Annotated in this window: 11 protein-coding genes; 4 read left to right on the forward strand and 7 right to left on the reverse strand. The window is 60.1% G+C overall.

The annotated features are described in order from the left end of the window. Positions 1 to 2 precede the first annotated feature (2 nt). The 4 genes from HCK86_RS21510 to HCK86_RS21525 form a co-directional block, all read right to left on the reverse strand. The gene (locus tag HCK86_RS21510; protein WP_176086546.1) at positions 3 to 3,161 is read right to left on the reverse strand and encodes a hypothetical protein; all 3,159 of its coding nucleotides are present in this window, start codon (positions 3,159 to 3,161) and stop codon (positions 3 to 5) included. Between the two features lie 194 nt (positions 3,162 to 3,355). After that, positions 3,356 to 4,144: an ATP-binding cassette domain-containing protein gene (locus HCK86_RS21515; protein WP_176086547.1), complete on the reverse strand. Its 789-nt coding sequence runs from the start codon at positions 4,142 to 4,144 to the stop codon at positions 3,356 to 3,358. Then, the gene (locus tag HCK86_RS21520; RefSeq protein WP_176086548.1) at positions 4,141 to 5,220 is read right to left on the reverse strand and encodes an ABC transporter permease; all 1,080 of its coding nucleotides are present in this window, start codon (positions 5,218 to 5,220) and stop codon (positions 4,141 to 4,143) included. The genes HCK86_RS21515 and HCK86_RS21520 overlap by 4 nt, the downstream gene beginning before the upstream one ends. Before the next feature lie 118 nt (positions 5,221 to 5,338). Beyond that, the gene (locus HCK86_RS21525) at positions 5,339 to 6,322 is read right to left on the reverse strand and encodes a sugar ABC transporter substrate-binding protein (RefSeq protein WP_246739726.1); all 984 of its coding nucleotides are present in this window, start codon (positions 6,320 to 6,322) and stop codon (positions 5,339 to 5,341) included. A 357-nt stretch (positions 6,323 to 6,679) separates the two neighbouring features. On the opposite strand from HCK86_RS21525, the gene HCK86_RS21530 reads away from it, so the two are divergent. Further along, positions 6,680 to 7,885 (forward strand): ROK family protein, encoded by a 1,206-nt coding sequence (locus HCK86_RS21530; RefSeq protein ID WP_176086550.1) that lies wholly within the window; start codon positions 6,680 to 6,682, stop codon positions 7,883 to 7,885. A 19-nt stretch (positions 7,886 to 7,904) separates the two neighbouring features. Here the strand turns inward: HCK86_RS21530 and HCK86_RS21535 are convergent, their stop codons facing one another. Next, on the reverse strand, positions 7,905 to 8,354 hold the full coding sequence (locus HCK86_RS21535; RefSeq protein WP_176086551.1) for a GNAT family N-acetyltransferase: 450 nt from the start codon (positions 8,352 to 8,354) through the stop codon (positions 7,905 to 7,907). A gap of 178 nt (positions 8,355 to 8,532) precedes the next feature. Here HCK86_RS21535 and HCK86_RS21540 point away from each other — a divergent pair, with 178 nt between their 5' ends. After that, a complete protein-coding gene (locus HCK86_RS21540) occupies positions 8,533 to 8,922 on the forward strand; it encodes a hypothetical protein (protein ID WP_176086552.1) in 390 nt (129 codons plus the stop codon). 362 nt (positions 8,923 to 9,284) lie between these two features. Then, positions 9,285 to 11,462: a catalase/peroxidase HPI gene (katG, locus tag HCK86_RS21545; protein WP_176086553.1), complete on the forward strand. Its 2,178-nt coding sequence runs from the start codon at positions 9,285 to 9,287 to the stop codon at positions 11,460 to 11,462. A gap of 132 nt (positions 11,463 to 11,594) precedes the next feature. Here the strand turns inward: katG and HCK86_RS21550 are convergent, their stop codons facing one another. Beyond that, positions 11,595 to 11,855 (reverse strand): WGR domain-containing protein, encoded by a 261-nt coding sequence (locus tag HCK86_RS21550; protein ID WP_176086554.1) that lies wholly within the window; start codon positions 11,853 to 11,855, stop codon positions 11,595 to 11,597. 233 nt (positions 11,856 to 12,088) lie between these two features. Further along, positions 12,089 to 13,276, reverse strand: a complete 1,188-nt coding sequence (locus HCK86_RS21555) for an iron-containing alcohol dehydrogenase (protein WP_176086555.1) — start codon at positions 13,274 to 13,276, stop codon at positions 12,089 to 12,091. Between the two features lie 526 nt (positions 13,277 to 13,802). Here HCK86_RS21555 and HCK86_RS21560 point away from each other — a divergent pair. Further along, complete coding sequence (locus HCK86_RS21560; protein WP_176086556.1) at positions 13,803 to 14,597, forward strand: GntR family transcriptional regulator; 795 nt, start codon at positions 13,803 to 13,805, stop codon at positions 14,595 to 14,597. Positions 14,598 to 14,621: the final 24 nt, after the last annotated feature.

Consider the following 14,621-nt stretch of genomic DNA (forward strand, 5'->3'; position numbering starts at 1 on the left):
GCTCAGGCGCTGGTGATGGCATCACCGGCGGCAGCGCCACGGAGCGCACGGGCGGCATCGACATAAGCGCGCGTGTCGATCGTGCGGTCGAAGCCCATCCGGCCGTCAGATCCGGCGCCACGCCCCGCAGGCCGCGCCCTCTCCTGATCAAGGATTTCCAGACTGAGCGCGGACCGGAAGGGACCGACCGAGCCCGCAACCATCTGCAGCAATCGCTGTGAAAAGGCGTCAAAACCCTGCTGGGGTTTGTCGCAGGCACCGACATAGACGGGCAGCAGCCGGATCAGCGCCCGTCGGGCGCGGTAGGCAGCACCGGACTGGTTGGCAACGGTCACCGGCCCGAGGCAGGTTATCGCCCGATCAAGGATCTTACGCATGCCGGTCTCGGAAAACGGATGGCTTTGAGACAGCGTCCGGCACCATCTGTCGTCAAGCTCGGCCAGCACCGTATCGAACAGATCGGCCATGACCGCCTCGTCGCCGGCCCATTTGAATTCCACCGCCTTCTTTATGATGTCATCCAGTGCATCGAGATAGCGCTCCTCCAGCTGCCGCGCGCTGTGTTTCTGCCTGGAAACCGCATCCGCTGCGGCCAGAGTGCCGTCGTTCACAAGCCGGTTCAGCTGCTGCTTCTCCCGCCTGTAGAGACCGACGAGATGGCTGATATTGCGCGCCGCCTGCTTGAGGCAGTCATGACGCCGTGGTGCTGACTGACGGTCAGCTTCCTGCAGCCAGAAATCATTCTGATCGATGAGCCGCCTGCTTTGCTGGAGACCCGGAAGAGCTGTCGGGCTCCATCTGCGCGCCATCAACCGCAACATGGCATCGCGCTGTTCGTCATCCTCTATTCTGACAACGCGCGCCATCACGGCCGTCCATGCCGGCGACATGTCAGCACCCAGGCGATCTTCTGCATGACCGAGCGATCTGACAAAATCGGGGAGAACCGTCCGGCAGCAGGCATCTGACAGATCTGCCAGACTGTCAGCCTGCCGGTTCAAGCGCGGCATGGCTGTCCGCTCGCGCTCGTGCGGCCGCAGATAGGTGAGCAACGCCTCGAGCGCCGCCCCTTTATCCCCCCGCGAGGCGAGAACGCGATCATGCAGCCTGTCGAACCGGGACCACGCCTCTTGCGTCGCGCCGGTAAACAGCGGCTGCACCGTCGTGTCGCCGCAACGCTCGATCAGCCGCCCGGCCAGAGGCTGATAGGGCGATGCCTGCACGGGTTCCCCACTGCAATCCGGCCTGTTGAGATCGTCAGAAAGCGCCAGCATCTCATCAAAGAGGCCATCCTTGATGTCCTGATCGAAGGGATTTGCGTTCATTTCCTGGTAGAAGCAGCCTGGCCTGATCCTTGCCAGGATCTCCAGACGTTCCGCCCGCGTCAGCACATCGGGCCGATCGCCTTCGAGGGGCGCTGCCGCAAACACGGCCCGCAGATTGTCCAGTCCCCGGCGGCTATGCGTATCGCCGATGAAACCTGCGACATTCTTCAGCAGCCTGACCCAGTCTGCATGGTCGGCGGCCTGGCCATTTTCACCGAAAAAAGCATCCGCCGAAAGACATCGCCCGCCCGGATTGCCGGGCATGCGTGCTTCAATGAACTGGCGCATCTGGTCGACGACAGGATCGGCCGCAGCGCCGGCAGGAAGTGCACGGGCCAATGCATCCAGCCCCAATGACCGGTAAGGTTCGGCACTGGCATCGATATAGCCAAGAACACGCTCGCAGGATGGCGCGAGCACTGGCGCCAGGGGCTGGCCGAAATCCAGCGCCGAGCGGATCATGAGCGGAAATGCCCCCATCAGGTGTCCGAAGGCCGACGTGAAAGAAGCAGGATCGATGGCCGAGAGCGGGCGCATGAATTGGCCGGTCACCGCATCGAGGAATTCGTTCATGATCAGGGAGTTCAGCGCGCCATTCCATCCAGCATTTGGGCAGAACTGCCCGAGCGCCGCGAAAAGAGCATCATTGCGCGCGCGAAGCTGAGTATCGTCCTCCGCATTGACACCGATCTCTCGCCTCAACTGCTCGAACATCTCCGTCCGGAACGTAACATTGGCGCCGTCATTTCCGATATGGCTTGAAAACGCGGCCAGTCTTTGTGCACAGAGCTGCAGGCCAGCCGTCTTGGCCGGATCCGGCAGCGTCCTGGCGATGTTGAACGCAAAGAGCAGGCCCTGCTCCAGCACACGCGGATTGATCCCCCGGTCGGCGATATCCGCAAGCCCGACCAGCGTGTCGAACACGCGACCTATGGTGTCCTGCTGAACCTGCGGACCCTGTTCGCCGATCATCCGGCTGATCCGTTCGCGTTCATCCTCAGGGATATTGCCTCCCGATCTTATCCGCTGGCGCACCTGCGGGATGATCACCTGCTGCAGGATCTCCCGGTGTTGATCACCTGAAAAGCGACTGGCTGCCTCAAGGCAACTGGACAGAAACCCCTCGTCGAACCAGCCCTCGGCTTCATGCAGGTGTTTCGCCAGCAGAGCTGCGTCATCGCGCGCGCCGCCCGAAAGCGCCTCGGTCAATGCGGCAGAGAGTTCTGCACGGAAGGCCTGATCTCTCTCATAAAAGCGGCCCTGTAATCCGCGAACCAGGCCGCCATAGGGACTATGCTCCAGCGCTAAACCCTGCCTGGTCTTTCCCATGATATCGTCGGCCAGCGCCCAGGCGCGGCGCATAAGCCCTGGCACGCGATCACGCGGATCTTCCGCCTGGAAGGACAATTGGCTGAGCACCCTGGCCTTTTCACGCGGCGACAGCCGGCCATGCGCGGATCCGTCGGCATTTTCCAGCGCGCTGAGCACGATCTCGCCGAGATAGCCGGAGCCGAGCTTTTCGGCCTCGGCGGCAAGCGCATAGAGAGTTTCGAAATTGCGCCGCTTTTCATTGGACCGCGTTGGCGGATCGGAGAACTGCTGCGACGCCCCCATCAGGGCGGCAAAATCCCGCGTCGTCAGATATTTCTCGAAGGAGGGAATGTGACGCAGAATGTCGCCGAGGCCAGGTTCGGCCGCTCCCGCCGCCGTTCCTGAGTTCACCGGAACCGCTCCGGCGTTGCAGCGGCGCCCGTCTTCACCCTGGCCGACAGAACAGGGCGGGGCCGGACTGGTCTCAACACCGGCCGGACGACTGACCGAAGTCAATTTCTGCATTTCAATTCTCCGACAATTTTCCGGAGAAAATCTGTGACATCGTCCCTATAAAACAATCAGATTCTTCAATGCACCTGATATAAGCCGTTATTTTTTAATACTATTTCTATTCTTGCCATCATATTCGCGCGCAAGCACAGGCGTCGGCCGCGCCGGAGGCGTCCCGCTGCGGCCGTTCGCATGCGCTGCCTGCTTCAGGCGAGATGCTCCATGTGCGGCGGTTCCTTGGCGCCAGTCATGAAGGCAACGGCATCAGCCATCGCATAATCCTTTGGATTGATCACACAGAGCCTGCGGCCGAGGCGATGAACATGAATGCGATCCGCCACTTCGAAGACATGCGGCATATTGTGGCTGATCAGCACGATCGGAATGCCCCGTGCGCGCACATCCTGGATGAGTTCCAGCACCTTGCGCGATTCCTTCACCCCCAGGGCCGCTGTCGGCTCGTCGAGAATGATGACTTTCGAGCCGAATGCTGCGGCACGCGCCACAGCAACGCCCTGACGCTGCCCTCCGGACAGGGTTTCAACGGCCTGATTGATATCCTGAATCGTCATCAGACCGAGATCGGAGAGCTTTTCGCGGGCAAACTGCTCCATCGCCTTGTGATCCAGCATGCGCAGCCAGCGGCCGAGCGGTCCGGGTCTGCGCCGCTGCCGACCGATGAACATATTATCGGTAATCGACAGCGCCGGCGAGAGTGCAAGCGTCTGATAGACGGTCTCGATACCCGCCTCACGGGCCTCCAGCGGCGAGCTGAACCGGATCGGCGCATCCTCGAGATACATCTCGCCGTCATCAATCTGGACGGCACCCGAAAGGGCCTTGATCAGCGATGACTTTCCTGCGCCATTATCCCCGATCACTGCCAGGATCTCCCCCGGATAGAGATCGAAATCGGCGTGATCGAGCGCCACGACACGGCCATAGCGCTTGACGATGTTGCGCGCCCTGAGAATGGGTTTTGCGTTCTTGGTCATGCGGCTGCCTTTCTGATCCACTGGTCGATCGCGACCGCGATAATGATGAGCCATCCGATGGCGAAGACCTGCCAGAGCACATCAACACCCGCCAGACGAAGGCCTGACTGGAAAACGCCGACGATCAGCGCGCCAAACAGCGCCCCCATGACCGATCCGCGTCCGCCGAACAATGAAATGCCGCCAATGACCACAGCCGTGATCGACTGCAGATTGCCATCATAGAAGGCCTGCGGACTGATGGAGCCGACCCGGCCGATGGAAGACCAGGCAGCGAGCGCACAGACGAGACCGGCCATCATGTAGACGGAGATCAGGATGCGGTTGGTGCGGATACCGGCGAGCTCCGCCGCCTCCTTGTCGTCGCCGGTGGCATAGACATGCCGGCCCCAGGCGGTCTTGTTCAGCATGTACCAGAGCGCGATATAGGTGACGACCATGAGGATCGAGCCATAGGTCAGCCGCGCATCGCCGATCTTCAGCGATTCCCCGAAGAATTTGAGAACCGGGGCCGCCGTGTCGATATCCTGGCTGCGAATGGACTGGGCGCCGGACAGCCAGAGGTCGAGCGCGTAGAAAACATTCCAGGTCCCGAGCGTCGTGATGAAGGGAGGAAGCTTGATCCTGGTGATCAGAAAGCCGTTCAGCGCACCGGCCGCAGCACCGCCGACGAAGCCAACAACAATGGCCAGCGGCGCCGGCACACCAAGATAGACGGCGAGATTGCCCATGATGACGGCCATCAGCACCATGATCGCCGCAACAGAGAGATCAATCCCCGCGGTGATGATCACGAGGCTTTGCGCCGCGGCCAGCATGCCGATGATCGACACTTGCTGCATGATCAGCGTCAGATTGAAGGGGGAGAAGAACCGCTCTCCGGCGACAAAACCGAAAGCGATGATGCTGACCAGAAGAACGATAATCGGCACCAGCGTCGGATTGCCGTGCAGAAGGTTGCGCAGCCGGTCAATGGCGGTCGGCGCATCATCATCGAAATGGACCTGATCGCGGTTGCTCTCGGCCAGGCTCGCCTCAAAATCGCTTCCGGCCGTCTTTGTGTTCTGCTCGCTCATGCTTCTATCCCCGAAGGGGCATATCCAAAGCCCACTGTGAAACCGGGCCGGCATCTTCCCACGCCGGACATGAATGACTGCCGGATGCCCTGCGGGCATCCGGTCTGCTGCTCAGGCATCAGCCCCAGCACTTGTCGAGGCCTTCCTGAACCGAGATCGACGGCACGCCGTCGACGGGCTTGTCGGTCACCAGGTTGACGCCGGTATTGTAGAAGTCGAGACCCGGCGTGGTTTCAGGCTTGGTGCCGTCAGCAGCGAATGCGGCAATCGCCTCAATGCCCTTGGAGGCCATCAGCAGGGGATATTGCTGCGACGTTGCGCCGATAATGCCTTCCTTGACATTTTCGACCCCCGGGCAGCCGCCATCGACCGATGCGATGATGACATCCTTCTCGCGCCCCATCGCCTTCAGCGCCTCATAGGCGCCGGCCGCCGCAGGCTCGTTGATCGTGTAGACGACATTGATGGTCGGGTCCTGCTGCAGCAGGTTTTCCATCGCCCGCCGGCCCCCCTCTTCATTGCCGTCCGTCACATCATGTCCGGCAATCCGCTTGTCATCTTCATCGCCGATCTTGGTCGGATCCTTGATGTCGATCCCGAACCCCTTCATGAAGCCCTGATCGCGCAGATAATCGACGGAAACCTGCGACGGATTGAGATCCAGAAAGGCAATTCGGGCATCACCCGCCTTGTCGCCGAGCGTGCCCAGCGCCCATTCGCCGATCAGTTCACCAGCCTTGAAATTGTCGGTGGCAAAGGTGGCATCGGCAACATCGGCGGGTTCAAACGGCGTGTCGAGCGCGATCACCAGAAGTCCGGCATCCTTGGCCTCCTTGATCACCGGCGTCAGAGCGCGGCTGTCGGACGGCGTGATCAGGATGCCGCTGGCACCGGCGGCGATGCAGGTCTCCACCGCCGCGATCTGGGTCTCGACATCACCGTCGATCTTGCCCGCATAGGTATTGAGCTCAATGCCCATGGCCTTGGCCTGTGCCGTCGCGCCCTCCTTCATCTTGACGAAGAAGGGGTTCGTGTCGGTTTTCGTGATCAGGCATGCACTGCCCTGCGCGGAAGCCGCGCCGGCTGCACCAAGGGATGCCATCAGGCTGAAAGCAGCCAGTTTCAGAATTTTCATGATCCTCTCCCATATCGGTTTCCGCCCGCACGGACATTAATATTTCATAGGGAAGTATTTAATGTCCGAGAGATCATCCAGATCGGTCTCCTCACCGCTGCTGATCCCATTCGCCGGACAGTCTCCTCCCTGCCGCGAAGGCTGCAGCAAGGCTAGGTTGAAGCAGAAAAACTGTCAATAAAAACTTTTGAATGAAATATTAATTAGCTGACGCGCACCGTAATATCTTGTGCAGCCCGTGAAGCAGCCCTATGATCCGGGCACGCGCGAGCCGTCTCGCTGGCGCCCGGTCAGGCCAACCCAACATATTGGAAAAAAACGATAATGAACGCAGCCGACAAAGAAGACCGCCTGCTTTCGACGCCGATCAGGGGATCGAACCAGACGACGGTGCGTGGCTTCAATGAGCGTCTGGTCCTGCATCTTGTCCGTCAGTATGGCGCGCTTACCAAGGCAGAGGCGACACGCGCCACCGGGCTTTCACCCAACGCCGTTTCGGTCATCTTCAATGCGCTGGAGGCCGATCAGCTGCTTTTGCGCCGGACACCCATTCGCGGGCGCGTCGGCCAGCCATCCGTGCCCATGTGCCTCAATCCCGATGCAAGGCATTATATCGGTCTGAAGGTTGGTCGCCGCAGTTTCGACATGGTGATCGCCAATTTCACCGGCGCCGTGGTCGCACGGCGAAACCGGCAGCACAATTATCCGACGCCGGAAGGACTGCTCGATTTCGTCAAGACCAATCTTGCGCCGCTGTTGCGCTCGGCGCACAAGAAGCGCGAAGAGATTTCCGGCTTCAGCGTCGCCATGCCGTCGGAAATCTGGCACTGGCGCGATATCTTCGATGCCCCGCGCCAGGAGATGGGCAGCTGGCGCAGCTTCGATATCGTCTCTGCGCTGCAGGGCTTCGTTCCCGGCCCCGTCATCTGCGAGAATGATGGCACGGCGGCCTGCCGTTGCGAGCTCGTGTTCGGACCGCAGACCCACAAGCAGGATTTCATCTATTTCTTCGCGGGAACATTCATCGGCGGCGGCATAGTCCTCAATGGCGGTGTCTTTACCGGACGCAACGGCAATTCCGGCGGTTTCGGCCCCTTGCGGATCCCCGACGAGCCGGGCGGCCACCGGTTGATCGACCATGCGTCGCTTATCGTTCTGGAACGCCAGATTGCCGCGTCCGGCGGCAATCCCGACGCGCTTTATGTCGAAAATCCGGACTGGCAGCAATTCGAGCCGCTGGTCAGCAACTGGATCGCCCGGGCGGGGCGCAGCCTTGGCCATGCGATCGTTTCAACCCTTGCGGTGATCGATTTCGAAGCGGTGATCATCGACGGCGCCTTTCCCGAAGGCATCCGTACCCGCCTCGTTGACGAGGTGACAAGACAGATGGGCCGGCTCGACCTGCAGGGCGTTTCCCGGCCGGAGATCAGCGCCGGGCATTTTGGTGCCGTGGCCCGCGCGCTGGGCGCGGCAGCCTACGACATCTCCACCGACTGCATGATCGACCAGAACACGCTGCAGAGGAAGTGAACCGGAAGACAGCGCCGCCTCAGATCTGACAACCGGCCAGCCATTTCTCCATGCAGACTGATTCGGACCGGCCAGCATATTTTCCGAAATTGGCGATCCGCTGGTAGCCGTGCCTCGCATAAAAGCCCACGGCACGACGGTTGACGATGCGGGTCGACAGAACGATCCGGGAAAAGCCGAAGTCACGGGCAGCATTTTCCAGATAATGCAGGATTTCCGCGCCGCAGCCGGCTTCAGCATACATTCTCTTCAGCTCCGCGGTATCGTCTGCGATCGGCCTGATCGCACCGCATCCGACCGGCACGTCCTTGTCTCTGGCGATCACGAACAGCGCGCGCGCACAACTGACATCCCTGACATCGAAAGAGCTTTCACCGCTGTCGCCGGTGATCTCACGCAACACCAGAGACAATGTTTCGATCAGGGCCAGGGCGTCGGGATGGCCAGGATCCGATGGTACGACAATCATTGGCAAAATGTCCGTGTTGGGCGCCGTCGACAGCGGCTTCGCGATTGAAACAATAATGGCGGCAAATTTCGCTCTCCGCCGCGTGATCGGAGAGAAATTCAGGCTTCCTTTACCATATGGCTTTAGCAGGCCACTCCCCGGCACTTTTGCCGGCAACGATGATGAAATCTAGACTGACATGCAAACCCAGACTGCCGCATCCCTTCACTTCCAGCGTAAAATCGCCGAATTCTGCAATCTCCGCATCGCACCGCTCGTGCCAAAACAGACCCTCGACAATATCAGACCCTATCTCACCCATCTGATCACCTGCCGCCAGCGCCCGCCGAAGAAGCGTAACGGCATTGACTGGCAGTCGATCAGCGACGGCTGCTGCCTTGACGGCGAGATGACGGACGCGCTGAAACGCAATCTCCAGTCGGGCCTGGAAGCCATTGCGCGCTGGGTCGACAGTGAGGAAGCCAGAAGCGTTTCCCGCACGCTCCCGGCGCGCTCGCCGGCGGCATCCTTTGCCCGCAAGCCTGCGGCCGCCGCGCAGAAGAGCCGCAGCACGGCATCGGCGCGATAGCTTCGCGCCGCAGCGTCCGTCTTCCGGCCTCCGCATGGCAGCATGGTCTTTGAGCCCCGGTGCTGCCATTGCGAATGCCAGCGATGACATCGCCAAACCGGCTATAATAATCTGAGATTATCGAAATCGATAGAAAATGCGATTGGAGATTATCGGCGCTTCTCCCTATTCTGCCCGCGAACGAAGAAATGCGTAAAAGCAGACAAGCGTCACATGAAGAACAGGCCTTGTGATACAGTGTTAACGCATTCGAACCAAAGCATAGCGAAAGCATCACACGTGTCTCAGACTGGCGGTTGATGCTTGATCTGCCTGAATGCACGATCGTTTCAGGTCGATGCATCATTTTGGAGGAAGACAGCATGGACGGAAATGGAACCAAGAGTGCCGGCAAGTGTCCGGTAATGCACGGCGCGAACACGGCTTCCAGCGCCTCGGTCATGGATTGGTGGCCCAATGCCCTGAACCTTGACATTCTGCATCAGCACGACACCAAGACCGACCCCTTCGGCAAGGCTTTCGATTACCGCAAGGAAGTGCTCAAGCTTGATGTCGCCGCGCTGAAGCAAGATCTTCATGCCCTGATGACCGACAGCCAGAGCTGGTGGCCGGCCGACTGGGGCCATTATGGCGGACTCATGATCCGCATGGCCTGGCATGCGGCCGGTTCTTATCGCCTCGCCGATGGCCGCGGCGGCGGCGGCACGGGCAACCAGCGTTTTGCACCGCTGAATTCCTGGCCGGACAATGTCAGCCTCGACAAGGCGCGGCGCCTGCTCTGGCCGATCAAGAAGAAATACGGCAACCGGGTCTCCTGGGCCGATCTGATCATTCTTGCCGGCACCATTGCCTATGAATCCATGGGCCTGAAGGTCTTTGGCTTCGCCTTTGGCCGCGAAGACATCTGGGCGCCGGAAAAGGACACCTATTGGGGCGCCGAGAAAGAATGGCTCGCCCCCAGCGATGCGCGCTATGGCAATGTCGATGATCCGTCGACCATGGAGAACCCGCTGGCCGCCGTGCAGATGGGCCTGATCTACGTGAACCCGGAAGGCGTGAACGGCAAGCCTGATCCGCTGAAAACAGCCGCCCAGGTGCGCGAGACCTTTGCCCGCATGGCGATGAATGATGAGGAAACCGCAGCATTGACAGCCGGCGGTCACACCGTCGGCAAGACCCATGGCAATGGCGACGCTGCGGCGCTGGGGCCCGACCCGGAAGCGGCCGGTCCCGAGATGCAGGGGCTTGGCTGGGCCAATCCCAACCAGAACGGGCTTGCAAACCGCGCCGTCACCTCTGGTCTCGAAGGCGCCTGGACGACCCATCCGACCCAGTTCGACATGGGCTTCTTCGACATGCTGTTCGGCCATGACTGGGAGTTGCGCAAGTCTCCGGCCGGTGCCTGGCAATGGGAACCGGTGACAATCGCCGAAGAAGACAAGCCAGTCGACACCTCCGATCCCTCGATCCGCCACAATCCGATGATGACGGATGCCGACATGGCGATGAAGATGGACCCGGTCTATAACGCGATCTGCCAGAAATTCATGGCCGATCCCGCCTATTTCGCCGATACCTTTGCCCGCGCCTGGTTCAAGCTGACCCATCGCGACATGGGACCGAAAGTGCGCTATCTCGGTCCGGACGTCCCGGCCGAAGATCTGATCTGGCAGGATCCGGTGCCTGAAGGTCCGACCGGTTACGATGTCGATGCACTCAAGGCGAAGATCGCTGCCTCCGGTCTTTCGATCGCCGACATGGTGACGACAGCCTGGGACAGTGCCCGTACCTACCGGGGCTCGGACATGCGCGGCGGCGCCAATGGTGCCCGCATTCGCCTTGCCCCGCACAAGGACTGGGAAGGCAATGAGCCGGCCCGTCTGGCCCACGTCCTTTCCGTGCTCGGCCCGCTTGCCGAACAGGCCGGCGCCAGTATTGCCGATGCCATCGTTCTGGCCGGCGGTGTCGGGATCGAGCAGGCCGCCAAGGCCGCCGGCTTCATGGTCACGGTTCCCTTCGCGCCCGGCCGCGGCGATGCAACCGATGACATGACCGATGGTGACAGCTTCGCACCGCTGGAGCCGATCCATGATGGCTATCGCAACTGGCTGAAGAAGGATTATGCCGTCAGCCCGGAGGAGCTGATGCTGGACCGGACCCAGCTGATGGGGCTGACCGCGGTCGAAATGACCGTTCTGGTTGGCGGCATGCGGGTTCTCGACACGAATTATGCCAGAGCCTCGCATGGCGTCTTCACCGACCGCCCCGGCGTCCTGACGCAGGACTTCTTCGTCAATCTCACGGATATGGCCAATGTCTGGAAACCTGCGGGCGATGGTCTTTACGAGATCTGTGACCGGCAGACCGGCGCCGTGAAATGGACAGCAACCCGCATGGATCTGATCTTCGGCTCCAACGCGGTGCTGCGGTCCTATGCCGAAGTCTATGCCCAGGACGACAATGCCGAAAAATTCCTTCAGGACTTTGTCGCGGCATGGGTGAAGGTCATGAATGCAGATCGCTTCGATCTGGCCGCGTGACAGACGATCGGAACGCGCTCATCCGGACCATCCGGTTCGGATGAGTGACGGTCAACGCCAGGATTTGCGCCTGGCGTCATCCGGCCGCGAAAAGGCGCCGATCTGCCGGGTGCAGGTCGGCGCTCTTGCCATTCACAGCCCTGCTCCGGTCGCCCCCTCATTCTGGCGCAGCACATAGCCGCGGCGCTGCTTGGCAGCGGTGATTGTTGCAAGCGCGGCAGCGACGGCTGTTGTGTCGGAAAAACACCGCTCGAGGCGCTGTCCGCCGGAACTGCCGATCCGGCCCCATTCGCGCACCAGCGCCCATTCGCCGAAAAGCGTCGGCTCGACCGTGACACGATAGAAACGCCGCATGCGCCGGGGCGGATCAATCCGTTCCATATAGATCATCATGCCCTCTCCGGCCCGGCCTGTTCACCTGCGGCAGCGCGTTATCACCCCGCCATCCGAGACGCCCGTGAACGTCATGGCCCAGATCGCTCGGTTCAGGGCCGATACGCGCGCAGATTGACTCTGCGACATATCTGCGCGCCGCACAAGAGGCCGAAGATGGCCTGCCGCCTTCAGACCGGCCCGACAAGCCGGCGGCCGCACCAGGCAATGCCGCCGCCCCGGGCCGAGCGCAGTCAGCTCGCCAGCTTATAGATCGCAATGATCTCGTCTTTGCTGATCGGTTTCGAGCCCGGGATCGTCCTTGTTCCGGCAATCGCGAACATGCGCACGACGCTCTCGGCCATCGCGTCGAATTTTTCCTGACCAATGCCATCATCGGAAAGACGGATCAGCATGCCGGTACGGCCGAGCCAGTCACGCACCTTGCCGGCAAGCGCATGCGCCGCCTTGAGGTCATCGCTTTCACTCACACCGAAGACACGCCGCGCCAGCTGGGCCCAGCGATCGGGCCTGACATCGGCGAAATATTCGAGATAGGGCGGAATGATCACGGCCATGCCGCGGGCATGGCGCATATCATAATAGGCGCTCAGCGCCATCTCGATGGAATGCATCGGGATCGAGCCGAGCCGGCCGAGCGCCTGCAGACCCGACCAGCCGAAGATCGAGCAGAGCGCCAGTTCGCCACGCGCCTCGAGATCCGAAGGATCGGCGATGATGCGGTCGAAATTGTCCATCAGATTGAGGATCATCCCTTCGGTCATGCGGTCGGCAAAGCCGCTTTGCCCGTCTGAGGAAAGATAGTGCTCGACCAGATGCGAGAAAATGTCGACACAGCTCTCCCGCGTGATCAGATCAGGCAGCGTGGCCTGCACCTCGGGATCAACGATGGCGACCTTGGGAATGCGATATTCCGAGCGCGAGAAACTCTTCTCCTTGGTCTCCCAGTTGGTGAGAACACCCCCGGCATTGCATTCCGATCCGGAAGCGGCAACCGTCGGAATCGAGATGATCGGATAGGCGCCGGTATATTCGCGCGGCGTCCGCTCGCCGAGCACGACATAGTCCCAGCAGGAACCGCCCGAATAGGAGGTGGCGGCGATATATTTCGAACCGTCGATCACCGAACCGCCACCCAGAGCGACGACGAGATCGCAATTTTCCTGCTTGAACAGGGCAATGGCCCGGTCGATCGTCTCCACCCGCGGATTGGGTTCGATTCCGGTAAAGGTGACGACGTCAATGCCGGCCTCGCGGAGATAGGCGACCACACGCTCGACCGTCGGCGTAAAGGCAGGATGGGGCGCATAGGTCGCCAGAAAGGCCTTCTTGCCCAGGCCGGCGGCGATCGAGCCGATCTCTTTCAGCCGACCCGGCCCGTAGGTCAGTCTGGTTGGAAAATTCCACGCGAAATTCTGCATTGCGATACTCCCGGTCACTTTTGTTGTCTGCAAACGGATAGCACCAGGGTATTTATAATACAATAGGGTTATATGAGCAGCGGAAGGACAATGCGTATACGCGTCCAGCAACAGAGATGCCCATGGCGAAACGCCCGAAAACAGCTCTCATTTTTATTGTTTTACAAGGCTTTTTTCTGGACTCTTATCCATCGTTCATCAGATTCCCGCAAACTGCCTCACTGTCTCCCTGCGCTTTCAACAGCTGTTCGGAACGAATTTCCTCTGGACAATTAGCGAATTTAAAACATATTGTATGATTATTAAAATCGGCGCTACGGCAACACCCACGAGAAACGCCACGCAATAGGCTTGAGATATCAGTCTGAGGTTGCAAGGGGCATGATCCGCATCGGCCATCTTGAAAAACATCAAGGAAATTTACGATTTCGCGCAGGAAAACGCAGTCCGTCAGATTTCACCACTGGTCAGCCTGATCATTCTGAGATACTAGTTTTACAAACTTGGCGATGAGAGGGATTTTGCCATGGTAACTCAAACTATTGAAAAACCAGATATTAAACTGATTCCAATCGTTGAGTTGCTGCGTGATGTCAGGATTGATCCCGATAATAGCAAAGTTACTCAGATATTTGAGATATTACGAGAGCTCATTGTCAGTCTGAAACTTTTGCCGGGCCAGCAAATTTCGGAACTCGAGGTGGCCGAGGCGTTTCTGACATCTAAGACGCCAGTTCGCGAAGCATTGATCCGTCTGGAGGAGATCGGGCTTGTCCACATCGTGCCGAAGAGCGGTACCTATGTGACACCGGTCCGGGTCGACCGGTTTCTCGAAGCCTGTTTCATTCGCCTCAATCTTGAGATCGGCGCCGTGCGCAAGGCGGCACAGCGTGCCCATTTTGCACCTGATATCACCCGCGCGACGTTGCGCGGCATCCTCGCAGCCCAGGAAAAGGCGCTGGAGGAAAGCGATTTCGTCGCCTTTTTCGAGCTGGACGAGGATCTGCACCGGGCCTTCTACGAACTTGCCGGCGTTGCCGGCGTCTGGAAGACGGTCAAGGGATTGCAGTCCGATGTCATCCGGGTGCGTCATCTGAAGCGGCTCTACAATATCCGCCGCGGTCCGCATGTCATCAATCAGCACATCGCCATCATCGAGGCCATCGAGCGCGGCAACCCTGCCGATGCCGAAGCCGCCCTCGTTGCCCATATCGGCTCGCTGGGCCAGGAGATCGAAAGTCTCTCACGCCAGCCGGGCCTGATCGAACACATCGAAACCCTCAACAATGCTGCCGCCAGGTTACAGGGCCAGAGGAAATAGCCGGCGGCGAGAATAAACGGGAGG

The sequence above is a fragment of the Martelella sp. HB161492 genome, assembly GCF_013184775.1.
GTDB lineage: Bacteria > Pseudomonadota > Alphaproteobacteria > Rhizobiales > Rhizobiaceae > Martelella.